At 68.8% G+C, this 20,421-nt stretch carries 17 protein-coding genes and 1 pseudogene; 13 read left to right on the top strand and 5 right to left on the bottom strand.

What is annotated here, in order from left to right; all coding sequences use genetic code 11:
• Positions 1 to 10 precede the first annotated feature (10 nt).
• The gene (locus tag ABEA07_RS25720) at positions 11 to 442 is read left to right on the top strand and encodes a helix-turn-helix domain-containing protein (RefSeq protein WP_345541478.1); all 432 of its coding nucleotides are present in this window, start codon (positions 11 to 13) and stop codon (positions 440 to 442) included.
• A gap of 67 nt (positions 443 to 509) precedes the next feature.
• Here the strand turns inward: ABEA07_RS25720 and ABEA07_RS25725 are convergent, their stop codons facing one another.
• Both ABEA07_RS25725 and ABEA07_RS25730 read right to left on the bottom strand, forming a co-directional pair.
• The gene (locus ABEA07_RS25725; RefSeq protein WP_345541479.1) at positions 510 to 1,412 is read right to left on the bottom strand and encodes a hypothetical protein; all 903 of its coding nucleotides are present in this window, start codon (positions 1,410 to 1,412) and stop codon (positions 510 to 512) included.
• Positions 1,413 to 1,586: 174 nt separating this feature from the next.
• The gene (locus tag ABEA07_RS25730; RefSeq protein WP_345541481.1) at positions 1,587 to 3,692 is read right to left on the bottom strand and encodes a PQQ-dependent dehydrogenase, methanol/ethanol family; all 2,106 of its coding nucleotides are present in this window, start codon (positions 3,690 to 3,692) and stop codon (positions 1,587 to 1,589) included.
• A 144-nt stretch (positions 3,693 to 3,836) separates the two neighbouring features.
• Between ABEA07_RS25730 and ABEA07_RS25735 the strand changes: the two genes are divergently transcribed.
• The 3 genes from ABEA07_RS25735 (at position 3,837) to ABEA07_RS25745 (ending at position 7,236) form a co-directional block, all read left to right on the top strand.
• Positions 3,837 to 5,066, top strand: a complete 1,230-nt coding sequence (locus ABEA07_RS25735; RefSeq protein ID WP_345541483.1) for a helix-turn-helix domain-containing protein — start codon at positions 3,837 to 3,839, stop codon at positions 5,064 to 5,066.
• Between the two features lie 140 nt (positions 5,067 to 5,206).
• Positions 5,207 to 6,226, top strand: coding sequence for a thiamine pyrophosphate-dependent dehydrogenase E1 component subunit alpha (locus tag ABEA07_RS25740; RefSeq protein ID WP_345541485.1), 1,020 nt, complete (start codon positions 5,207 to 5,209; stop codon positions 6,224 to 6,226).
• Positions 6,217 to 7,236: an alpha-ketoacid dehydrogenase subunit beta gene (locus ABEA07_RS25745; RefSeq protein WP_345541486.1), complete on the top strand. Its 1,020-nt coding sequence runs from the start codon at positions 6,217 to 6,219 to the stop codon at positions 7,234 to 7,236. Before ABEA07_RS25740 ends, ABEA07_RS25745 begins: the two co-directional genes overlap by 10 nt.
• A gap of 232 nt (positions 7,237 to 7,468) precedes the next feature.
• On the opposite strand, the gene ABEA07_RS25750 is transcribed toward ABEA07_RS25745, so the two are convergent.
• On the bottom strand, positions 7,469 to 8,230 hold the full coding sequence (locus ABEA07_RS25750; RefSeq protein WP_345541487.1) for an SDR family oxidoreductase: 762 nt from the start codon (positions 8,228 to 8,230) through the stop codon (positions 7,469 to 7,471).
• A gap of 112 nt (positions 8,231 to 8,342) precedes the next feature.
• Here ABEA07_RS25750 and ABEA07_RS25755 point away from each other — a divergent pair, with 112 nt between their 5' ends.
• Both ABEA07_RS25755 and ABEA07_RS25760 read left to right on the top strand, forming a co-directional pair.
• Positions 8,343 to 9,281, top strand: coding sequence for a LysR family transcriptional regulator (locus tag ABEA07_RS25755; RefSeq protein ID WP_345541488.1), 939 nt, complete (start codon positions 8,343 to 8,345; stop codon positions 9,279 to 9,281).
• A 75-nt stretch (positions 9,282 to 9,356) separates the two neighbouring features.
• The gene (locus ABEA07_RS25760; RefSeq protein ID WP_345541490.1) at positions 9,357 to 10,373 is read left to right on the top strand and encodes a Bug family tripartite tricarboxylate transporter substrate binding protein; all 1,017 of its coding nucleotides are present in this window, start codon (positions 9,357 to 9,359) and stop codon (positions 10,371 to 10,373) included.
• Between the two features lie 135 nt (positions 10,374 to 10,508).
• On the opposite strand, the gene ABEA07_RS25765 is transcribed toward ABEA07_RS25760, so the two are convergent.
• Positions 10,509 to 10,832: a DUF1840 domain-containing protein gene (locus ABEA07_RS25765; RefSeq protein WP_345541491.1), complete on the bottom strand. Its 324-nt coding sequence runs from the start codon at positions 10,830 to 10,832 to the stop codon at positions 10,509 to 10,511.
• A gap of 12 nt (positions 10,833 to 10,844) precedes the next feature.
• On the bottom strand, positions 10,845 to 12,107 hold the full coding sequence (locus tag ABEA07_RS25770; protein ID WP_345541492.1) for a class I SAM-dependent methyltransferase: 1,263 nt from the start codon (positions 12,105 to 12,107) through the stop codon (positions 10,845 to 10,847).
• Positions 12,108 to 12,206: 99 nt separating this feature from the next.
• Here ABEA07_RS25770 and ABEA07_RS25775 point away from each other — a divergent pair, with 99 nt between their 5' ends.
• The 7 genes and pseudogenes from ABEA07_RS25775 to ABEA07_RS25805 form a co-directional block, all read left to right on the top strand.
• Positions 12,207 to 14,636, top strand: a complete 2,430-nt coding sequence (locus tag ABEA07_RS25775; RefSeq protein ID WP_345541493.1) for a bifunctional salicylyl-CoA 5-hydroxylase/oxidoreductase — start codon at positions 12,207 to 12,209, stop codon at positions 14,634 to 14,636.
• Between the two features lies 1 nt (position 14,637).
• Complete coding sequence (locus ABEA07_RS25780; RefSeq protein WP_345541494.1) at positions 14,638 to 15,114, top strand: MarR family winged helix-turn-helix transcriptional regulator; 477 nt, start codon at positions 14,638 to 14,640, stop codon at positions 15,112 to 15,114.
• Positions 15,111 to 15,965 (top strand): enoyl-CoA hydratase family protein, encoded by an 855-nt coding sequence (locus ABEA07_RS25785; RefSeq protein WP_345541495.1) that lies wholly within the window; start codon positions 15,111 to 15,113, stop codon positions 15,963 to 15,965. The genes ABEA07_RS25780 and ABEA07_RS25785 overlap by 4 nt, the downstream gene beginning before the upstream one ends.
• A 4-nt stretch (positions 15,966 to 15,969) precedes the next feature.
• Complete coding sequence (locus ABEA07_RS25790) at positions 15,970 to 17,166, top strand: acyl-CoA dehydrogenase family protein (protein ID WP_345541497.1); 1,197 nt, start codon at positions 15,970 to 15,972, stop codon at positions 17,164 to 17,166.
• Positions 17,163 to 18,779: an AMP-binding protein gene (locus tag ABEA07_RS25795; protein ID WP_345541498.1), complete on the top strand. Its 1,617-nt coding sequence runs from the start codon at positions 17,163 to 17,165 to the stop codon at positions 18,777 to 18,779. Before ABEA07_RS25790 ends, ABEA07_RS25795 begins: the two co-directional genes overlap by 4 nt.
• Positions 18,776 to 19,171, top strand: coding sequence for a RidA family protein (locus tag ABEA07_RS25800; RefSeq protein ID WP_425584172.1), 396 nt, complete (start codon positions 18,776 to 18,778; stop codon positions 19,169 to 19,171). The genes ABEA07_RS25795 and ABEA07_RS25800 overlap by 4 nt, the downstream gene beginning before the upstream one ends.
• A 134-nt stretch (positions 19,172 to 19,305) precedes the next feature.
• Positions 19,306 to 20,355 (top strand): annotated as a pseudogene (locus ABEA07_RS25805) (IS30 family transposase); the annotation flags it as partial.
• Positions 20,356 to 20,421 lie beyond the last annotated feature (66 nt).

The following is a 20,421-nucleotide window of genomic DNA, read 5'->3' on the forward strand; positions in this document are numbered from 1 at the left end:
ATGCACCCCCATGGTCAATATCGCATCCGTCCTCAAGTCCGAAATTGCACGCGTCGCGCGCAAGGAAGTCCGCGCCGAGATCGAGCAATTGAAGAAGTCCAGTACGTCGCAGCGCAGCGCCATCGCGCAACTGCGCCGCCAGGTCGCCTTGCTGGAGAAGGAACTCAAGCAAGCCCGGCGCCAGGTGGTCTCGGCGGCCCGAACTCAGGCCGTGTCGGCGGACGACAAGCCGCGCCGCTTCAGCGCCAGCCGCCTCGCGGCACAGCGGGCGAAGCTGGGCCTCTCCGCAGCCGCCTTCGGCAAGCTGGTCGGCATGAGCGGTGCAACGATCTATTTGTGGGAACAGGGCAAGTCCCGCCCGAACGCCGAACAGCTTCAGAAGATTGCCGGCATTCGTGCCTTGGGCAAGACGGCTGTGTTGGAGCGGTTGTCCGGGGGGTAGGCCTCCCAAAGACCTGCATGAAGACAGCCAACGTCAAGCTGCGCAGGTCCGAGGAATACATGGCAACTCAAGCCGCCTGCACCGCCACGATCCACAACTGCGCCCCCTGCCGCGGCGTCGCGGTCCAGGTGACGTTGTAGCTCCCGGCCGCATCGACCTGCCGGGCCGCCACCGCGCACTGCACGAGCGCACCCGACGCCAGCACCGAATCGATCACGGTGAAGCCGTTGTCGGGCACGGCGGTCTTGTTCTGGTCCACCCCGGCATCGCCCCACCACCACGCGACGAGCAGCGCCGGGCCCGTGGTGGTGACGCTGGCGCTGGTCAGGGGCTGGCCCGAGAGCACCTCACGCCACTGCACGTCGCGCACGACGCCGCCGTTGACGACTTCGACCACGCTCAGCGTGGTTTCGTCGGTGACCTTGGGCGTCTCGACGGTGAGGACGTGGCCGTCCCGGCCGCGGGCCTGCGCGCTGGCATACAAGGCGGTGCCGGAGTTGGGCCACAGGGTGTAGGTATGCGGCGTTCCGAGCTGGATGAAGGTGTTGCCCGCGTTGTCGCTGGGCAGGGGGGCCACGAGGACACCCCGTCCGACGCAGGCCAGCAAGGTGCTGCCGGTCGCCCGCGTGGCCATGGCGGACGTGGAGAGCGTGGGGGCCGACACGCGGTCGAGGATGGTGAAGGCGAGCGTGTGGGCACCGAGGGCCGGTGCCGTCGAAGAAGGCGCCAGAGCCGGCGCTGGCGCGGGTGCAGGCGCGGGAGCCGGTGCGGAGGCAGGCGCGGCGCCGGGTGCGAGCGCGGCAGCCAGCGCGGCCGACCCGCCTCCCCCTCCACCCCCACCCCCGCCGCAGGACGTGAGCGTCGCACCGCCGGTTGCGGCGCCGACGGTGGCCAGTGCGCACAGGCGGCTCAGCAGGACGCGGCGGTCGTTCCGCGGTGCAGGGTCCGAACCGTCGGAGGGTTCATTCATGTCGACGCTCCGTTGTCTTGGTGTTCGATTGTGGAGGGACGCAGCCTGCCAACCAACACCTTGCGCAGTTCAGCTGTTACCGCCCGTCAGCGCGGACAACGCGCCTGAATCCTCCGGCATGGAGGCCGCTGCGGCGGGCGTGCAATTGAACTGGCGCCCCTTCCGTGCACCGGCTTATTTCGGCCTCACCGCATCCGCCGTCCCCTGGATGAAGGCCTTGATCTTCTCCACGTCCTCCATGCTCAGCTTGTCGCTGAAGTCCGGCATGCCGCGCTCCATGGCAGGTCCCTTGAAGACGAACTTGTCGAGGTTCTCGATCATGGACGCGTTCATGTAGCCCAGGTTGGGGATGTTGCCGCCGCGGTCCACGCCCGGCACGCCGTGGCAGAAGACGCAGTTGCTGACGTAGAGCAGCGTGCCCTCGGGCACCTTGGCGGGGTCGTACTTCACGCCCTGCAGCAGCTTGTCCATGCGGTACTGCACGAAGTCGGGCTTGGGCGCGTTGCCGCCGATGACGAAGGTGTAGACGGTGCCCGGGCCCTGGCGCTCGGTGGCGCGCGCGGCCAGTCCGTAGACGCCGCCCCAGCCGACGGCGACGGAGACGTACTGCTTGCCGTCGACCATGTAGGTGGTCGGCGCGGCGACCACGCCGGTGCCGGTGGCAGTCTCCCACAGCTTCTCGCCGTTCTTCGCGTTGTAGGCGACCAGGCGGCCATCGGCAGTGCCCTGGAAGACCAGGTTGCCGGCAGTGGTCAGGGTGCCGCCGTTCCACGGCGAGACGTGCTCGACGCCCCAGGCCTCCTTCTGCGCGACCGGGTCCCAGGCGACGAGGCGGCCCATGGGCTTGCTCTTGGGCGGCTCGGCGTTGATGAACATGGCGGTGTTCCAGCCGAGCGCGGCATGGGGGCGGGCCGGCTTGTTCTCGTTGAACTTCCAGGCCTTGTCGTCCATGAGCGAGAGCGGGATGTTCTGCGCGGGCAGGTAGGCCAGGCCGGTCTGCGGGTTGAAGGACATCGAGTGCCAGTTGTGCGCGCCGAAGGGGCCGGGGATGCTGTCGCCGGGCTTTTCGTTCTGGCGCGCGGCGGCCACCTCGATGGGGCGGCCCTTCTTGTCGTAGCCGGTGGCCCAGTTGACCTCGACGAAGTTCTTGGCGGAGATGAACTTGCCGTTGGTGCGGTCGATGACGAAGAAGAAGCCGTTCTTCGGCGCATGCAGGATGACCTTGCGCGGCTTGCCGTTGATCTTGAGGTCGGCCAGGATCATCGGCTGGGTGGAGGTGTAGTCCCAGTTGTCGCCGGGGGTCTGCTGGTAGTGCCAGACGTATTGGCCGGTGTCGGGGTTGAGGGCGACGATGGAGGCGAGGTAGAGGTTGTCGCCGCCCTTGGGGCTGCGCTTGCTGCGCGCCCAGGGCGAGCCGTTGCCGGTGCCCACGTACATGAGGTTGAGCTCGGGGTCGAAGGCGAGCGTGTCCCAGGCGGTGCCGCCGCCACCGGCCTCCCAGTACTTCCCGCTCGGGTCCCAGGTCTTGGCGGCCTTGGCCATGGAAGCGTCCTCGAAGGGCTTGGAGGGGTCGCCCGGCACGGTGAACCAACGCCACTTCTGCTCGCCGGTGGCGGCGTCGTAGGCGGTGACGTAGCCGCGCACACCGTACTCGGCGCCGCCGTTGCCGATGATGACCTTGCCCTTGAAGACGCGCGGCGCGCCGGTGATGGTGTACGACTTGGTCTTGTCGACGATGGTGTCCTTCTCCCAGACGGGCTGGCCGGTGGCGGCGTCGAGCGCGATCAGGCGGCCGTCGTAGGCGCCGACGAAGACCTTGCCCTGGTAGAGCGCGACGCCGCGGTTGACCACGTCGCAGCAGCCGCGGAAGCCCTTGGACTTGTCGACCTGGGGGTCGTAGCTCCAGAGCTTCCTGCCGGTGCGCACGTCGATGGCATGCACCACGCTCCACGAGGCGGTGACGTACATGATGCCGTCCACCACCAGCGGTGTGGCCTCGACGCCGCGGGTGGATTCGAGGTTGTAGGACCAGGCCAGGCCCAGCTCCCTGACGTTGCCGGTGGTGATCTGGTCGAGCTTGCTGAAGCGGGTCTCGGCGTAGTCGAGGCCGTGGCTGGGCCAGTCGTTCGTCTTGGCGGCGTTGGCGCGGATGAAGGCGCCGTCCACGCGCGCGGTGACGGCCTTGATGTGCTCGGGCGTGCCCTTGTCCTGGGCCGCGGCCGGTCCTGCGCCCAGGCACAGCAGCGCGCCGAGCGCGAGCACGGTGTGGAGCTTTTTCATCGTCGTCTCCTGTCGTTTCGTTGTGGTGCGAAGAATCGTTCTCCGGCGCGCTTTCTTCATCTTCGGGAATACCCGGGTGCGGGACTGTTCCATTGCGGAACACATTCGACCGGCACCGGCATCGGCCATACCCAGGAGAGCCCCATGTCCCTGCCACCGAGCCGCCGCGGCGCAGATGGCCTGCGGCAGCTGTTCTCGACCACGCGCGCCGAGCGGGTGGCGCTGGCGCGGCAGCAGTTCTTCGAGGAAGGCGTGCGGCCCTCGGGGCTGGTGGGCGAGCAGGTGATCCAGTCTTGGATGCGCTGCACCCGCGAGCACGCCGACCGCGGCCGGCTGATCGCCTTCGACCCCGTGACGGCGAGCCGCCTGCATGCGACGCTGAACCGCAACCGCGAGCTGCTGGATGCTGCGCGCGTTGAACTGCAGACGATGGAAAGCTCGCTGGCCGGCACCGATTCGCGCGTGCTGCTGACGGATGCGCAAGGGGTGATCGTGCACGTGACGCACAACCCCTCGGCGCCGGCGCAGCCCATCCTGCGCAAGACGGCGCGGGTGGGCGTGAACATCGCCGAGAGCGTGGTGGGCACCACGGCGCCGGGCATCGTCGCGCGCACCGGGCAGGCCTGCACGGTGGATGGAGCCGAACATTACTTCGACTACCTGCGCGAGATGCAATGCGCCGCCGCACCGATTCGCGACGTGCACGGCCGGCTGGCCGCGGTGCTCGACATCACGGTGGAGGCGCGGCCCTTCGGCTTCGATGCCGCCTCGATGGTGGCGCTCTATGCCACCACGATCGAGAACCGGTTGCTGCTGGCGCAGTCGGCCGACCGGCTGGTGCTGCGCTTCCAGGCCAGCCCGGGGCTGCTGGGCACGCCGCTGGAGGCGCTGGCGGGCGTGGGGCCGGACGGGAGCGTGGAGTGGCTCAACGCGGCCGGCGCGCGGCTGATCGGGCGGCTGCCGGAATCGGGGCCGCGCGACGTGGAGCGGGTGTTCGGCCTGGACCTGCGGACGCTGATGCGGCTGGGCCGCCATGAGGCGGCGCGGCCGGTGCGGCTGGCGAGCGGGCTGGGCGTGTGGCTGCAGGCCCGGCTGCAGGCGCCGGACGGGGTGGACTTCCGGCATGGGGTGAGCATGGCGGTGGTGCCGGTGGAGGGCCACGCAGCAAGCGGGCCGCCGGCCGCCGCCACGCCGCCGCGGGCCGCTGCCGGCGATGGCACGCTGCACGGCCACAGCCGCAGGCTGATCGAAGAGACGCTGGCCGCACACGGCGGGAACATCTCGCATGCGGCGCGGCAACTGCGCGTTTCGCGGGGCACGCTGTATCGGCGCTTGCGCAGCTGGGCGGCAGGGGCCGCGGGCCAGGACGGTTGAGGGGCGCGGCTGGGACGCCATGCGGTCGGGCCGGCGGCGGCTCGGGCCCGGTGAGCGGCCGGGTTAGCCCGGACACGGCCGGGCGACCCCACTCGATACGATTTCCAGCGGGCGCAGCCCTGTCCTGCGCTGGAGCCGAGATGATCCCCCCGACGAGTGAAGCCGAGCGCCTGGCGCTCTTCAGAACGATGCAGCGCATCCGCGCCTTCGAGAACGCCGCCGAAGCGGCCAGCCAGGGCGGCGTCAGCGCCTACGGACAGGAAGCGGCAGGGCGCGCACAGGTGCGCGGGCCGCTGCACCTGTCGACCGGGCAGGAGGCGGTGGCCGCGGGCGTGTGCGCCCATCTGCACGCAGCCGACTACCTGACCTCCACGCACCGCGGCCACGGCCACACGCTGGCCAAGGGCGCGGACCTGGCCCGCATGATGTGCGAGCTGTTCGGCAAGGCCACCGGCTTCAACGGCGGCAAGGGCGGCTCGATGCACATCGCCGATTTCTCGGTGGGCATGCTGGGCGCCAACGGCGTGGTCGCGGCGGGGCTGCCGATCGCGGTGGGCGCCGCGCATGCGCAGAAGCTGCAGAAGAAGGACGCGATCACCGTGTGCTTCTTCGGTGACGGCGCGATCAACCGCGGGCCTTTCCTGGAATCGCTCAACTGGGCGCGGGTGTACGGGCTGCCGGTGCTCTTCGTCTGCGAGGACAACCGCTGGAGCGCGACCACGGCGAGCGGGCCGATGACGGCGGGCGACGGCGCGTCGGCGCGCGCGCTGGCGCTGGACATCGCGGCCACGCAGGTGGACGGCAACGACGTGTTCGCGGTGCACGAGGCGGCACGCCATCTCGTGGCCGAGGTGCGTGCCGGGCAGGGGCCGAGGCTGCTGCATGCCCTGACCTACCGCGTGAAGGGGCATGTGTCGGTCGATCCCGCGGCCTACCGCGATCCGGTCGAGCTGGCTGCGGCCCTGGAGACCGATCCGCTGGCCCGTGCGCGCGCGCGGCTTCAGGCGGAAGGCGCGAAGGCGGGGGTGCTCGATGCGATCGAGCGGGACGCGCGCGCGGAGGTCGAGGCTGCCCTGGCCATGGCCGATGCCGCGCCCTGGCCCGAGGCTTCGGCCGCCTTCACCGACGTGCAGACGACGGGAGCCGGCCAATGGACATGAGCAGCGACATGGCAGGCGGCCGCGCCAGCACGGCGGTGCGCGAGATCAGCTATGCCGAGGCCGCCGTGCTGGCGGTGCAGCGCGAGATGGAGGCCGACCCGCGGGTGGTCGTGCTCGGCGAGGACGTCGGACGCGGCGGCATCTTCGGGCAGTACAGGGGACTGCAGCAGCGCTTCGGCGCCGAGCGGGTGATCGACACGCCGATCTCGGAGGCCGCGATCATGGGCGCCGGCGTGGGCATGGCGCTGGCGGGCCTGCGGCCGGTGGTCGAGATGCGGGTGGTGGACTTCGCGCTGTGCGGCATGGACGAACTGGTGAACCAGGCCGCGAAGAACCGCTTCATGTTCGGCGGCCAGGGCCGCGTGCCGATGGTGGCGCGGATGCCGGGCGGCATCTGGGACGCCTCGGCGGCGCAGCACTCGCAGTCGCTGGAGGCCTGGTTCGCGCACCTGCCCGGCGTGGTGGTGGTGTGCCCGGCGACGCCGCAGGACAACCACGCGCTGCTGCGCGCGGCGATGCAGTGCGGCGATCCGGTGGTCTACATCGAGCACAAGGGACTGTGGGGCGCGCGCGGGCCGGTCGACGAATCGCTGCAGTTGCCCCTGGGCCGGGCGGCCACGCTGCGCCATGGCGACGCGCTGACGCTGGTGAGCTGGAGCCGGCAACTGCAGGCCTGCCATGCCGCGTGCGAAACGCTGGCGGCCGAGGGCATCGCGGTGGAGCTGATCGACCTGCGCACGCTGTGGCCCTGGGACCGCGAGACGGTGCTGGCCTCCTGCGCGCGCACGCGCCGTCTGCTGGTGGTGCACGAAGCGGTGCAGGCCGCCGGCTTCGGCGCAGAGATCGCGGCCAGCGCGGCCGAGGCGACCGGCTGCCGCATCGCGCGCCTGGGCGCGCCGCGCATCCCGGTGGGCTATTCGCCGGTGCTGGAAGCGCAGTCGCGCGTGGGTGCCGAGCGCATCGCCGAAGCGGCGCGGGCGCTATGCACGCCGCGCGCCTCGCCCCTCTGACGGCCGCCCGCCGCGTTTCTGCTCCGCAGCGCATGAACAAGCGCACGCCAGCCGGGGAACACCGCGGAACCGGCTTTGCCGGGCCGCTGGTGTTGCCCCCGGTGAGGGGGTTGGCGGACCACACGAAGTGGGGGAGCCTGGGGGAGAGCAACATCCTTCCGGGCCGCTGGTGTGGCCCCTGGAGAGGGGGTTGGCGGACCCCACGAAGTGGGGGAGCCTGGGGGAGAGCCCATCAAGCGGCGAAGCCCCCGTCGATGTTGAGGCCCGCCCCGGTCACGAAAGCGGCTTCGGGGCTCGCCAGGTAGGCCACCATGCCGGCGATCTCTTCGCCGCGGCCATGCCTCGGCAGGGCCATGAAGCCGTGCATGGTGGATGCCATCGGGCCGCTGGCCGGGTTCATGTCGGTGTCGACGGGGCCGGGCTGCACGTTGTTGATGGTGATGCCGCGCGGGCCGAGGTCGCGCGCAAAGCCCTGCACGAGACCGGTCAGGGCGGACTTGCTCATGGCATAGACGCCGCCGCCCGGGAAAGGCATGCGCTCGGCATTGGTGCTGCCGATGTTGATGATGCGGCCGCCTTCGCCCATGTGGCGCAGCGCCGCCTGGATGGCGACGAAGACGGCTCGGACATTGACATTCAACGTGAGGTCGAAGTCCTCCAGCGAGATTTCGTCGACCGCGCCGAGCTTGAGCACGCCGGCGTTGTTGACCAGGATGTCGAGCCGGCCCAGGCTTCGGGCGGCCTCGTCGATCGCCGAGCGCAGCGCGGCTGCATCCGCGCTGTCCACACGCAGCGCGATCGCCCGCCCGCCGGCGCTTTCGATGCTGGCCACCAGCGCCTTGGCGGCGGCCTCGTTGCTGGCGTAGCTGAAGGCGACGGCGGCGCCGTCCCGGGCGAGACGGCGCACGATGGCAGCGCCGATGCCGCGGGAGCCGCCGGTGACGAAGGCGGCCTTGCCGTCGAGCACGGGCCTGGCTTGGGTGACTTGGGACATGGTGGACTCCAGAAGATGTTGTTGCGATGGAGCAAGTGTCGGGATTCCATTGCTGCACCGGTAGCCGGCAGTGCGCCCTATCAAATTCAACTTCGGGTTGAAAATCCGGCCCATGCAGCCGCTGAGCCATCTCGAATCCTTCGTGCGCAGTGCCGAGAGCGGCAGCTTCTCGGCCGCCGCCCGTCAACTCGGACTGACACCGGCGGCGGTGAGCAAGAACGTCGCGCGCCTGGAGGCCGGCCTGGGGCTGCGCCTGTTCCAGCGCAGCACCCGCAAGCTGGTGCTGACCGAGGGCGGCGAGCGACTGCTGCAGCAGATCTCGGGCGCGCTCGGCACGCTGTCGGACGCGGTGGCCGGCGCTGCCGAGGCCGGCCGGCAGCCCGCCGGCACGCTCAAGGTGAGCATGGGCCAGGCCTTCGGGCGCGAGTACATGGTGCCGCTGTTGAGCGACTTCCTCGCGCGCTACCCGGCCATCCTGCCGGACTGGCATTTCGACAACCGGCAGGTGGACCTGATCGGCGAGGGCTTCGATGCGGCCATCGGCGGCGGCATCCAGCTCACGCCGGGGCTGGTGGCGCGGGAACTGGGGCGCGTGCACGTGGTGGCGGTGGCGGCGCCGGGCTACTTCGGCGGCAGGGCGGCGCCCACGCATCCGTCGGCGCTGGCCGGCTTCGACAGCATCGTGCGCCGCTCTTCGCCCACCGGGCGCCTGCGCACCTGGACCTTGCGCGGCCCCGCCGGCGAGGAGGCCGCGGTGGAAGGCCGGCCGCGCATGATCCTCAGCGACCCGGAGGCCATGTGCCGGGCCGCCGCGATGGGCCTGGGCATCGCGCTGGTGCCCATGCCCTTCGCCCTGCCCGCGCTGCAGGCCGGCGCGCTGGCCCGCGTGCTGCCGGGCTGGTATGCCGATGCCGGACCGCTGTCGCTCTACTACCCGAGCAAGAAGCTGCTGCCGGCGAAGACGCGGGTGTTCGTCGACTTCGTGGTGGATCAGTTTCATGCACGCGGCTTCGCCGAGCGCATGAGCGGGGCCGGCGAGCCCGTTGCCTGAACACGGGGTAATTCCCTGCGGCGGATGAGCCCCGCGCCCTGTACAACAAGGCGCATGCACCAACAGGAACCACGCATGAGCTTTTTCCCCTTCGCCTCCCGCCGCACGGCGCTCGCCCTGGCGGCAGCCAGCACGCTGTTGCTGGCTGCCGGCCCCGCATTGGCGCAGGACGCCTGGCCCAGCAAGCCGGTGCGCATCGTCGTGCCCTTCGCGCCCGGCGGCACCACCGACATCCTCGCGCGCGCGGTGGCGCCGGAGCTCTCCAAGGCCCTGGGCCAGCAGTTCATCGTCGACAACCGCGCCGGCGCCGGCGGCAACGTGGGCGCGGACATCGTCGCCAAGGCGCCCAACGACGGCTACACGCTGCTGATGGGCACGGTGGGCACGCACGGCATCAACCGGGCGCTCTACCCCAAGCTGCCCTACGACCCGATCAAGGACTTCGCGCCGATCACGCTGGTGGCCGCGGTGCCGAACGTGATGGAGATGAACGTCGACAAGGCGAAGGCATTGAACATCAACAACGTAGCGGACTTCGTGAAGTACGCCAAGGCCAACCCGGGCAAGCTGAACATGGCATCCAGCGGCAGCGGGACCTCGATCCACCTGGCCGGCGAGCTGTTCAAGACGATGACCGGCAGCTTCATGACCCACATCCCCTACCGCGGCTCGGGCCCGGCGCTGCTGGACCTGGTGGGCGGCAATGCGGACGTGATGTTCGACAACCTCCCCTCCTCGATGCAGCAGATCAAGGCGGGCAAGCTCAAGGCGCTGGCCGTGACCAGCGCGCAGCGCTCGCCGGCGCTGCCTGACGTGCCGACGGTGGAGGAAGCCGGCGGCCCCTCGCTCAAGGGCTACGAGGCCAGTTCATGGTTCGGCCTGCTGGCCCCGGCCGGCACACCGCCCGAGATCGTGAACCGCATCCAGCAGGAGGTCGCCAAGTCGCTCGGCACCCCCGCCATCAAGGAAAAGTTGGTGGCCCAGGGCGCGATCCCCAGCGGCAACACGCCGGCCCAATTCGCCAAGCTGATCGACAGCGAGCATGCCAAGTGGGCGAAGGTCGTGAAGGCCTCCGGCGCCAAAGTCGACTAGCTCGTAGAACCCAAAGGCGGCGCGCAGCGCACGCCCTTTCGGGAAACACCGCGGAACCGGCTTCGCCGGGCCGCTGGTGTTGCCCCCGGAAGGGGGTTGGCGGACCACACGAAGTGGGGGAGCCTGGGGGAGAGCTTAGGTCCCCCAGGTGACGTCCTTGCCGTCGCTCAAGGACGCCTTGAGCATGTGCAGCAAGGGCACGGCGCGCTGATGCAGGCCGACATGCTGCTTCTCGGCGTTCTCATCGTGGCCCTCGACGGCATAGTCGTCGTAGTTGTGGGCGTTCTGACCCTCGCGCGCGATCGCGGCCTCCAGCGCGGCAATCGCGGCGGGCATCTGGTCGACGGTGATCACGCCCTGCCTCGTTGGCGTTTTACCGATGACGTCGAACAACTGCCTCGCATGCGTCTCCAGCATCTTGAAGGGGGGTGCGGCGCGTGACTTGAATTCATAGAGCATGGGTGCCTCACATTATTTGTAGATGTAATCGCGGACAAAAGGGTACACCGATTGGGCGCCGTGCAGCGGCCTCGCCTTGACCTGCCCGTCGGGCTTGGTCGCGAGCATCTGGTGCAGCGCGATCCAGCCCTGCTCGAAGCTCATGGCCGAGCCGGCCAGATAGAGGCGGTAGGCGCGCAGCACGCGCTCGGCCTTCTCCTTGCCGCTGGTGCGCACCAGGACTTCGCGCGCCTCGTCGAAGCGCGCCTCCAGCGCGTCGGACCAGTGCCAGAGCGTGCGCGCATAGTGCGGGCGCAGGTTCTCGGTGTCGACCATCTCGAGGCCGGCGTCGGCCGTCTCGCGCAGGATGCGGGTGACGTGCAGCAGTTCGCCGCCCGGGAAGATGTATTTCTCGATGAAGTCGCCCAGCCCGGCGCCGAGCTGCGCGTAGTCGAGCTGGCCGGAGGTGATGCCGTGGTTCAGGACCATGCCGCCGGGACGCAGCAGCGCATGGATCTTGCGGAAGTAGGCGCCCATGTTGGCGCTGCCCACGTGCTCGAACATGCCGACCGAGGAGATCTTGTCGAAGGGCTGGGCCTCGTCGAGCTCCCGGTAGTCGCGCAGCTCGACGCGCACGCGGCTCTGCAGGCCCTTTTCCTCGATCAGGCGGGTGACGTAGGCATGCTGGTTCTTCGACAGCGTGATGCCGGTGGCGTCCACGCCGTAGTGCTCGGCGGCCCACAGCAGCAGGGCGCCCCAGCCGGAGCCGATGTCCAGGTAACGCTCGCCGGGCTGCAGCATGAGCTTGCGGCAGATGTGGTCGAGCTTGGCTTCCTGGGCCTGGGCCAGCGTCATCCCCTCTTCACGGAAGTAAGCGCAGGAATAGACGCGGCGCGGGTCCAGCCAGAGGCTGTAGAAGTCGTCGGAGACGTCGTAGTGGAACTCGATCTGCTCCGCATCCTTGTTCAAGGAGTGCGCACTGCGGGACCTGACGAGCCGCTGCAGGCGGGCCCACCAGCCGCTGGCGGTCTCGGCCGGGTTGCGCGGCAGCAGGCTCACCGTCACGTCGATCAGATCGCGCATGGCGCCCTGGATCTGCACCTTGCCCTCGACGTAAGCCTCGCCGATGGCGCCGAGCTGGCGCGCGCCCAGCTTGGCCAGCGCCGACCACTCCGTGAAGGCCAGGGTGACGCGCGAGCCCGGCCTGCTGAACTGGCGCCCGTCAGGCAACTGAAGCGTGATGGGCACTTGCAGCGATGACAGCTGCGACTCGATCTTCGGCAACAGGCTTGGCATGGAGCGATTCTTGCCAGCAACGCGCAATGTCGTCAACCGACCCCCTGAATACCCTGAGCCGTGTTGACATCAGATCGTTTAGGCCTAAACTATTGATCCATGAACAGCTTCACCCCAGACCTTCGGCGCATCCTGTGCATCGGCGGCGGCCCGGCCGGCCTCTACTTCGCGCTCCTGATGAAAGCCAGGCAGCCGTCGCTGGAGGTCACGGTGGTCGAACGCAACCGCCCCTTCGACACCTTCGGCTGGGGGGTCGTCCTGAGCGACCAGACGCTCGACAACCTGCGGGCGGCCGACCCGGAAACGGCCGCGCTCATCGGCGGCGAGTTCCACCACTGGGACGACATCCAGGTCTTCTTCAAGGGCCGGCATGTGCGCTCCGGCGGTCACGGCTTCTGCGGCATCGGGCGCAAGCGCCTGCTCAACATCCTGCAGGAGCGCTGCCTGGCCCTGGGCGTGAAGCTGGTGTTCGAGACCGAGGTGACGGACGACCAGGCGCTGGCCGCGCAGTACGGCGCCGACCTGGTGATCGCCAGCGACGGGCTCAACAGCCGCATCCGCCAGCGCTATGCGGAGGTCTTCGAGCCCGACATCGACACGCGCCAGTGCCGCTTCGTCTGGCTGGGCACACACCAGACCTTCGATGCCTTCACCTTCGCCTTCGAACAGACCGAGCACGGCTGGTTCCAGGCGCACGCCTACCAGTTCGACAAGGACACCTCGACCTTCATCGTCGAGACGCCGGAGGACGTGTGGAAGGCCCACGGGCTGGACCGGATGGAGCAGCCCGAGGCGATCGCCTTCTGCGAGAAGATGTTCGCCCAGTACCTGGGCGGCCACGAGCTGATCAGCAACGCGACGCACCTGCGCGGCTCGGCGAACTGGATCCGCTTCCCGCGCGTGGTCTGCAAGCACTGGACGCACCGCGTCGACGTCGACGGCCGCAGCGTGCCGGTGGTGCTGATGGGCGATGCGGCGCACACCGCGCACTTCTCCATCGGTTCGGGCACCAAGCTCGCGCTGGAGGACGCGATCGACCTGTGCAACGAATTCGCGCAGGGCGGTGGCGTGGACGCCGTGCTCGAGGCCTACGAGGCCCGCCGCAGCGTGGAGGTGCTCAAGATACAGAACGCCGCGCGCAACTCGACCGAGTGGTTCGAGAACGTGAGGCGCTACACGGGCATGGAGATCGAGCAGTTCGCCTATTCGCTGCTCACCCGCTCGCAGCGCATCAGCCACGAGAACCTGCGGCTGCGCGACACGCAATGGCTGAGCGGCTACGAGCAGTGGCTGTCGGGCAATTTCCCCTCCCCCTCCGAGGGGGAGGGCCAGGGAGGGGGTGGGCGCATCTTGGCCGAAGGCAGCGCCGCCAGGCGACTGCCCATGCTGATGCCGCTCAAGGTGCGCGGCATCACGCTGAAGAATCGCATCATGGTCTCGCCGATGGCGACCTACAGCGCGGTCGACGGCGTGCCACAGGACTTCCTGCTGGTGCACCTGGGCGCGCGGGCGCTCGGCGGCGCGGCCATCGTGTTCGTGGAGATGACCAGTCCCACGCCCGAAGGCCGCATCACGCCCGGCTGCACGGGCCTCTACAACGACGAACAAGCGGCAGCCTTCAAGCGCATCGTCGACTTCGTGCACACCCAGACCACGGCCAAGATCGGCATGCAGCTGGGCCACAGCGGGCCGAAGGGCTCGACACAGCTCGGCTGGGAAGAGATGGACGAGCCGCTGCCGCAAGGCAACTGGCCCCTGCTGGCGGCGAGCGCGCTGGCCTATGGTGAGCAGAACCAGCTGCCCGCGGCGATGACGCGGGCGCAGATGGACGAGCTGCGCGATCAATTTGTCGCCTCGACGCGCCGCGCCGCCGAGGCCGGCTTCGATTGGCTCGAGCTGCATTGCGCGCACGGCTACCTGCTGGCTTCCTTCATCAGCCCGCTGACCAACCAACGGACCGACGAGTACGGCGGCAGCCTCGAGAACCGCTGCCGCTATCCGCTGGAGGTGTTCCGCGCCATGCGCGCCGCCTGGCCCGCGGACCGCCCGATGAGCGTGCGCATCTCGGCGCACGACTGGGCGCCGGGCGGCAACACGGGCGACGACGCCGTCGAAATCGCCCGCTTCTTCAAGGAGGCCGGCAGCGATTTCATCGACGTCTCCTCGGGCCAGACCACGCGTGCCGCCAAGCCGGTGTACGGGCGCATGTACCAGACGCCCTTTGCCGACCGCATCCGCAACGAGGTGGGCATTTCGACCATCGCGGTGGGCGCCATCACCGACGCCGACCAGGTCAACAGCATCATCGCGGCCGGCCGCGCCGACCTGTGCGCGATCGCCCGGCCGCACCTGGCCGACCCGGCGTGGACGCTGCACGAGGTGGCCAAGCTGCAGAGCCGCGACATCGAGTGGCCGAAGCAGTACCTGAGCGGCCGCGACCAGATGTACCGCGAGATCGCCAAGCAGCAGCAGTTGGCGGCCGCCACGGCCACCGCCGGCGCGCGGCGCGATCCCGAAGAGGAGCAATAGCATGGACCTCGAAGCGCGGGCCCACAGCGAGCACCCGGACGAGCTGCGCCTCTGGCTGAGGCTGCTGACCTGCACGCAACTGATCGAGAAGCAGGTGCGCAACGGCTTGCGCGAGCAGTTCAACACCACCCTGCCCCGCTTCGATCTGATGTCGCAGCTCGAGCGCGAGCCCGACGGCATGAAGATGAACGAGCTGTCGCGCCGGATGATGGTGACGGGCGGCAACGTGACCGGCATTACCGACCAACTGGTGTCCGAGGGCCTGGTGGAGCGCGTCGACGTCGAGGGCGACCGGCGCGCCTGGCGAGTCCGCCTCACGGCGCGCGGGCGCCGGCTCTTCAACGACATGGCCCAGCAGCACGAGGCCTGGATCGTCGACGCGTTCGCCGGGCTCAACGCCAAGGAGATCGCGCAACTGCACAAGCTGCTCGGCAAGGTCAAGCAGCATTCCCATCAGCAACAGGCGGAGACCGTATGAAGCACTACATCGGAGCAGGCAATCCCATGCATGCCCAGTTCGAGGCCAAGGCCGGCTACCAGGCCGAGCACTTCAGCTGGGCTTTCGAAGCCGGCATCGGCACCATCACCCTGAACCGGCCGGAGCGCAAGAATCCGCTGACCTTCGATTCGTATGGCGAGTTGCGCGACCTTTTTCGCGCGCTCAACTTCGCCAGCGACGTCAAGGCGATCGTGGTGACCGGCGCAGGCGGCAACTTCTGCTCGGGCGGCGACGTGCACGAGATCATCGGCCCGCTGACCCAGATGCGCATGCCGGAGCTGCTGGAGTTCACCCGCATGACCGGCGACCTGGTGAAGGCGATGCGCCATTGCCCGCAGCCGATCGTGGGCGCGATCGACGGCGTCTGCGCCGGTGCCGGCGCCATGATCGCGCTGGCTTGCGACCTCCGCTACGGGACGCCGGCGACCAACACCGCATTCCTGTTCACCCGCGTCGGGCTGGCCGGCGCGGACATGGGCGCCTGTGCGCTGCTGCCGCGCGTGATCGGCCAGGGCCGCGCCTCGGAGCTGCTGTTCACGGGCCGCGCCATGACGGCACCGGAAGGCCATGCCTGGGGCTTCTTCAACGCGTTGCACGAGAGCGATGCACTGCTGCCGGCTGCCACGGCGATGGCGCGCAAGCTGGCCGAGGGCCCGAGCTTCGCGCACGGCATGACCAAGACCATGCTGTCGCAGGAATGGGCGATGACCATCGACCAGGCCATCGAGGCCGAGGCTCAGGCGCAGGCGATCTGCATGCAGACCGAAGACTTCAAACGCGCCTTCGAGGCCTTCGCGGGCAAGCGCAAGCCGGTGTTCGGTGGAGATTGACGCCATGGCCGCTTCCGCCACGCCGCCCTCGACCGCGCACCTGGCGCTGCCCTTCTTCGACGACGGGCACCGCACGCTGGCGCGCGAACTGCTGCCCTGGGCCGCCGGCCAGTCGGTGGACGAGCGCGACGACCGCCCCGCCTGCCGCGACTGGGTGAAGCGACTCGGCCAGGGCGGATGGCTGCGCTACTGCGTGCCGGCCGCCTCGGGCGGTGCGCTCGAGCGCCTGGATTCGCGCGCCCTGGTGCTGTTGCGCGAGACGCTGGCCTTTCATTCGCCCCTGGCCGACTTCGCTTTCGCGATGCAGGGCCTGGGCAGCGGCGCGATCACGCTTGCCGGCAGCGCGGCACAGCAGCGCGACTACCTGCGCGCGGTTGCGCAAGGCGACAAGATCGCCGCCTTCGCGCTCTCCGAGCCCGAGGCCGGATCGGACGTGGGCGCCATGGCGATGCAAGCCGTGGCAACGCCGCAGGGCTGGCGCCTGGATGGCCAGAAGACCTGGATCAGCAATGGTGGCATCGCCGATTTCTATTGCGTGTTCGCCAAGACCGATCCGGCCGCAGGCTCGCGCGGCATCACCGCCTTCCTGGTCGATGCGAATGCGCCCGGCCTGGACACCTCGGCCCACATCGAGGTGATGGCGCCGCACCCGCTGGCGACGCTGAATTTCGAAGGTTGCACCGTGGAGCGAGAAGCGCAGCTGGGCGAGCTGAACGGCGGCTTCAAGCTGGCGATGCGCACGCTGGACATCTTCCGTGCCTCGGTCGCCGGTGCGGCGCTGGGCATGGCCAGGCGCGCGCTCGCCGAAGCGGTGCGCCACGCGAGCAACCGCCGCATGTTCGGCCAGACGCTTGCCGACTTCCAGCTCACGCAGGCCAAGCTCGGCGAGATGGCCGCGTTGATCGACAGCGCGGCACTGCTGACCTACCGCGCCGCCTGGATGCGCGACGACAGCGAAGCGCGCGGCGCCCCCCCGGCCGGTGACATCACGGCAGCGGCGGCAATGGCCAAGATGTGCGCCACCGAGAACGCCAGCCGTGTGATCGACATGGCCTTGCAGATGCATGGCGGCCTGGGCGTGAAGGTCGGCAGCAAGGTCGAGAGCCTGTATCGCGATATCCGCTCGTTGCGCATCTACGAGGGCGCAACGGAGGTGCAGCAATTGATCATCGGCAAATCCGTCCTTCGGAGCGCGGCATGAGTGCGCAGGTCGATCGATTCGTCCATGACCGGCTGCCGCCGCCGGAGCAGTTGCCCATGTTCCGCTACGACCTGCCGGAACTGCAATTGCCCGATCAGCTGAACCTGGTGGAAGAGCTGCTGGACAAGGCGGCAGCCAAAGCCTGGGCGGATCGGCCGATGCTGCGCTCGGCGCAGCGCACGCTGAGCTATGCCGAGGCGGCGAGGGAAGTGAACCGCATCGCGCAGGTGCTGATGGAGGATCTCCGCCTGATTCCCGGCAATCGTGTGCTGCTGCGTGGCGGCAACTCGATCGAGATGGCGCTGGGATGGCTGGCCGTGGTGAAGGCGGGGCTCATCGCGGTGGCGACCATGCCGCTGCTGCGCGCCAAGGAGCTGGGCGACATCATCGACAAGGCGCAGCCCAAGGTGGCGCTGTGCGACGTGCGGCTGCTCGAGGAGTTGCACGCGGCGCAGCAAGCGCACCCCGTGCTCAGCACAGTGATCGCCTTCAACGCCCCGCAGGCGGCCGATTCGCTGGAGGCGCGCGCCGCCACCAAGAGCGGGATCTTCCAGGCCTGCCCGACCGCTGCCGACGATATCGCGCTGCTGGCTTTCACTTCCGGCACCACGGGCAAACCGAAGGCACCTGTGACCACGCATCGCGACGTGCTCGCGATGTGCCAGACCTGGCCGCGGCACGTGCTGCGTGCCCGCAGCGAGGACATCGTGATCGGCTCGCCGCCGCTGGCCTTCACCTTCGGGCTGGGCGGGCTGCTGATTTTCCCGATGTGGGCCGGTGCCTCGGTGTATTTCAACGACGGTCCCTACACGCCGGAAAGCATGGTCAAGACGATCCGCGAGGTCGGTGCGACCATCAGCTACACCGCGCCCACCTTCTACCGGCAGATGGCGCCCTTCGCCAAGGCGCTGGGCGTGCCCACGCTGCGCATCAGCGTGAGCGCCGGCGAAGCGCTGCCCGATGCCACGCGCGACCTGTGGAAGGAAGCCACCGGCATCGAGATGCTCGACGGGATCGGCGGGACCGAGGTGTTCCACATCTACATCTCGGCCGCCGGCGACGAGGTGCGGCGCGGCGCCGTGGGCAAGGTCGTGCCCGGCTTTACCGCGAAGGTGGTGGACGAGGAAGGCAACGAGGTGCCGCGCGGCACGGTGGGCAAACTCGCGCTGATCGGGCCTGTCGGCTGCCGTTACCTCGACGATGCGCGGCAGGCCGATTACGTGAAGAAGGGTTGGAACTACCCGGGCGATGCCTTCGTCGAGGACGAGGATGGTTACTTCTTCTACCAGTCCCGGGCCGACGACATGATCATCACGGCAGGCTACAACGTGGGCGGGCCGGAGGTCGAGGATGCGCTGCTCAAGCACCCGGCCATCGCCGAATGCGGCGTGATCGGCAAGCCGGACCCGGAGCGCGGAATGATCGTCAAGGCCTTCTGCGTGCTCAAGCCCGGCAACACCGGCGACGCGGCCATGGTGAAGGCGCTGCAGGACCACGTCAAAGCCACGATCGCACCCTTCAAGTATCCGAGAGAGATCGAGTTCGTTGCCGGCTTGCCGCGCACCGAAACGGGCAAGCTCCAACGATTCAAACTGAGGCAAATCACATCATGATCAAACTGTTGCAACCGCCCGGCTGGGCAGCTCCCAAAGGGTACGCCAATGGAGTCGCCGCGCGCGGCACCACGATCTTCGTCGGAGGGCAGATCGGCTGGGATGCACAACAGCAGTTCGTCTCGGACGACTTCATCGAGCAGACGGGGCAGGCATTGCGCAACATCGCTGCCATTCTGCGCGAAGGCGGGGCGGGGCCGGAGCACATGGTGCGAATGACCTGGTACGTGACGGACCGCGACGAGTACAACCGGCGGCTGGGAGAACTGGGCCCCGTCTACCGCGACGTCATGGGGCGCAACTTCCCCGCCATGACCTGCTTCCAGGTAGCGGCGCTGGTAGAGGCGCGAGCCAAGGTGGAGATCGAGGTCACGGCCGTCGTGCCCGACTGAGCTTGGCGGCCCGCCCGCTGGGCCGCGAGGACCGGACTACCGGAAGGCGCCCTGCTCTGCGCCGGCGTCCGACGGGTTCAAGGCCGCGTGGTAGGCGGCCCCGCGCGCCATCTTGGTTTCGGCCGCCCCGACATCTTGGCCCGGAAGAAAGCGGCGTCATCATGGCCATGACGCAGCAAGGCAGCAATCCCACGGCCATTGCCAAAGCCCTGGATAGAGCCACCAGCACGATCACCCGCGAGCTGCGGCGCAATGGGCATCAGCCGGCCAAGGGCTAGCCGCTGATGGGCCGCCCGCGACTTTGTCCGGGCTATGACGCGGTGGAGGCCGGCAGGCGTGCGCAGCGGGCTCGCCGCCTGGGTCGACCGCCAAGGAAGCTGCATCGTCGCGGCTTTCTGTGGCAACGGGTGCGAGGACTGCTGAAGCAACGCTGGTCGCCCGAGCAAATCGCCGGCAAACTCAGACAACACCACCCGGAGCAGCCTCATTTGCGAGCGTCGCACGAGACCATCTACACGGCGATCTACGCCATGCCTCGCGGCTCGCTGCGCAAGGAGCTTGTGCAAATGCTGCGGCAAGGCAAGAGCGCGCGCAAGCCGCGCTCTCGAGGAGAAGATCGGCGCGGCAGCCTGCAGGACATTGTCAGCATCCACGTACGTCCGCCCGAGGCCAACGATCGACTGCTGCCAGGCCACTGGGAAGGCGATCTGATCCAGGGTGCGCGCAACCAATCTGCCGTTGGCACTCTGGTGTGCCGCAAGAGCTTGTTCGTCATGCTGGTCAAGATGGACGGCGCCACCGCGCTGGATGCCTTCAAGGGCTTCGAAACGGCGTTCTCTCCCCTGGATCCCGAGCTGAGAAAGACGCTGACCTACGACCAGGGCAAGGAGATGGCGTTGCACAAACGCTTGGCCGAAAGCACGGGACTGAAGATCTACTTCGCCGACCCGCACAGCCCCTGGCAACGCGGCATCTGCGAGAACATCAACGGCCTGATCCGGCAATACCTTCCCAAGGGCACTGACCTGAGCGTGCACAGCCAACGGCAACTCGACGAGATCGCCTGGAGTCTGAATACGCGTCCGCGCAAGACTCTCGGCTTCAAGAGCCCGGCTGAAGTTTTCTTCGAGGAATGCTTTGAGCGCCATATCGACATCAGCCCCGTCGTTGCACTTGGGCTTTGAGGCTGCCAACCCAAATTAGCGTCCAAAAACAAAAACGCCCACCGAAAGGTGGGCGTTTTGCAATTT

The organism is Variovorax defluvii, from assembly GCF_039541515.1.
GTDB lineage: Bacteria > Pseudomonadota > Gammaproteobacteria > Burkholderiales > Burkholderiaceae_C > Variovorax > Variovorax defluvii.

Coding starts and splice junctions, on each gene's coding strand:
- ABEA07_RS25720 (WP_345541478.1), top strand. CDS start 11: ATGGTCAATATCGCATCCGTCCTCAAGTCCGAAATTGCACGCGTCGCG.
- ABEA07_RS25725 (WP_345541479.1), bottom strand. CDS start 1,412: ATGAATGAACCCTCCGACGGTTCGGACCCTGCACCGCGGAACGACCGC.
- ABEA07_RS25730 (WP_345541481.1), bottom strand. CDS start 3,692: ATGAAAAAGCTCCACACCGTGCTCGCGCTCGGCGCGCTGCTGTGCCTG.
- ABEA07_RS25735 (WP_345541483.1), top strand. CDS start 3,837: ATGTCCCTGCCACCGAGCCGCCGCGGCGCAGATGGCCTGCGGCAGCTG.
- ABEA07_RS25740 (WP_345541485.1), top strand. CDS start 5,207: ATGATCCCCCCGACGAGTGAAGCCGAGCGCCTGGCGCTCTTCAGAACG.
- ABEA07_RS25745 (WP_345541486.1), top strand. CDS start 6,217: ATGGACATGAGCAGCGACATGGCAGGCGGCCGCGCCAGCACGGCGGTG.
- ABEA07_RS25750 (WP_345541487.1), bottom strand. CDS start 8,230: ATGTCCCAAGTCACCCAAGCCAGGCCCGTGCTCGACGGCAAGGCCGCC.
- ABEA07_RS25755 (WP_345541488.1), top strand. CDS start 8,343: ATGCAGCCGCTGAGCCATCTCGAATCCTTCGTGCGCAGTGCCGAGAGC.
- ABEA07_RS25760 (WP_345541490.1), top strand. CDS start 9,357: ATGAGCTTTTTCCCCTTCGCCTCCCGCCGCACGGCGCTCGCCCTGGCG.
- ABEA07_RS25765 (WP_345541491.1), bottom strand. CDS start 10,832: ATGCTCTATGAATTCAAGTCACGCGCCGCACCCCCCTTCAAGATGCTG.
- ABEA07_RS25770 (WP_345541492.1), bottom strand. CDS start 12,107: ATGCCAAGCCTGTTGCCGAAGATCGAGTCGCAGCTGTCATCGCTGCAA.
- ABEA07_RS25775 (WP_345541493.1), top strand. CDS start 12,207: ATGAACAGCTTCACCCCAGACCTTCGGCGCATCCTGTGCATCGGCGGC.
- ABEA07_RS25780 (WP_345541494.1), top strand. CDS start 14,638: ATGGACCTCGAAGCGCGGGCCCACAGCGAGCACCCGGACGAGCTGCGC.
- ABEA07_RS25785 (WP_345541495.1), top strand. CDS start 15,111: ATGAAGCACTACATCGGAGCAGGCAATCCCATGCATGCCCAGTTCGAG.
- ABEA07_RS25790 (WP_345541497.1), top strand. CDS start 15,970: ATGGCCGCTTCCGCCACGCCGCCCTCGACCGCGCACCTGGCGCTGCCC.
- ABEA07_RS25795 (WP_345541498.1), top strand. CDS start 17,163: ATGAGTGCGCAGGTCGATCGATTCGTCCATGACCGGCTGCCGCCGCCG.
- ABEA07_RS25800 (WP_425584172.1), top strand. CDS start 18,776: ATGATCAAACTGTTGCAACCGCCCGGCTGGGCAGCTCCCAAAGGGTAC.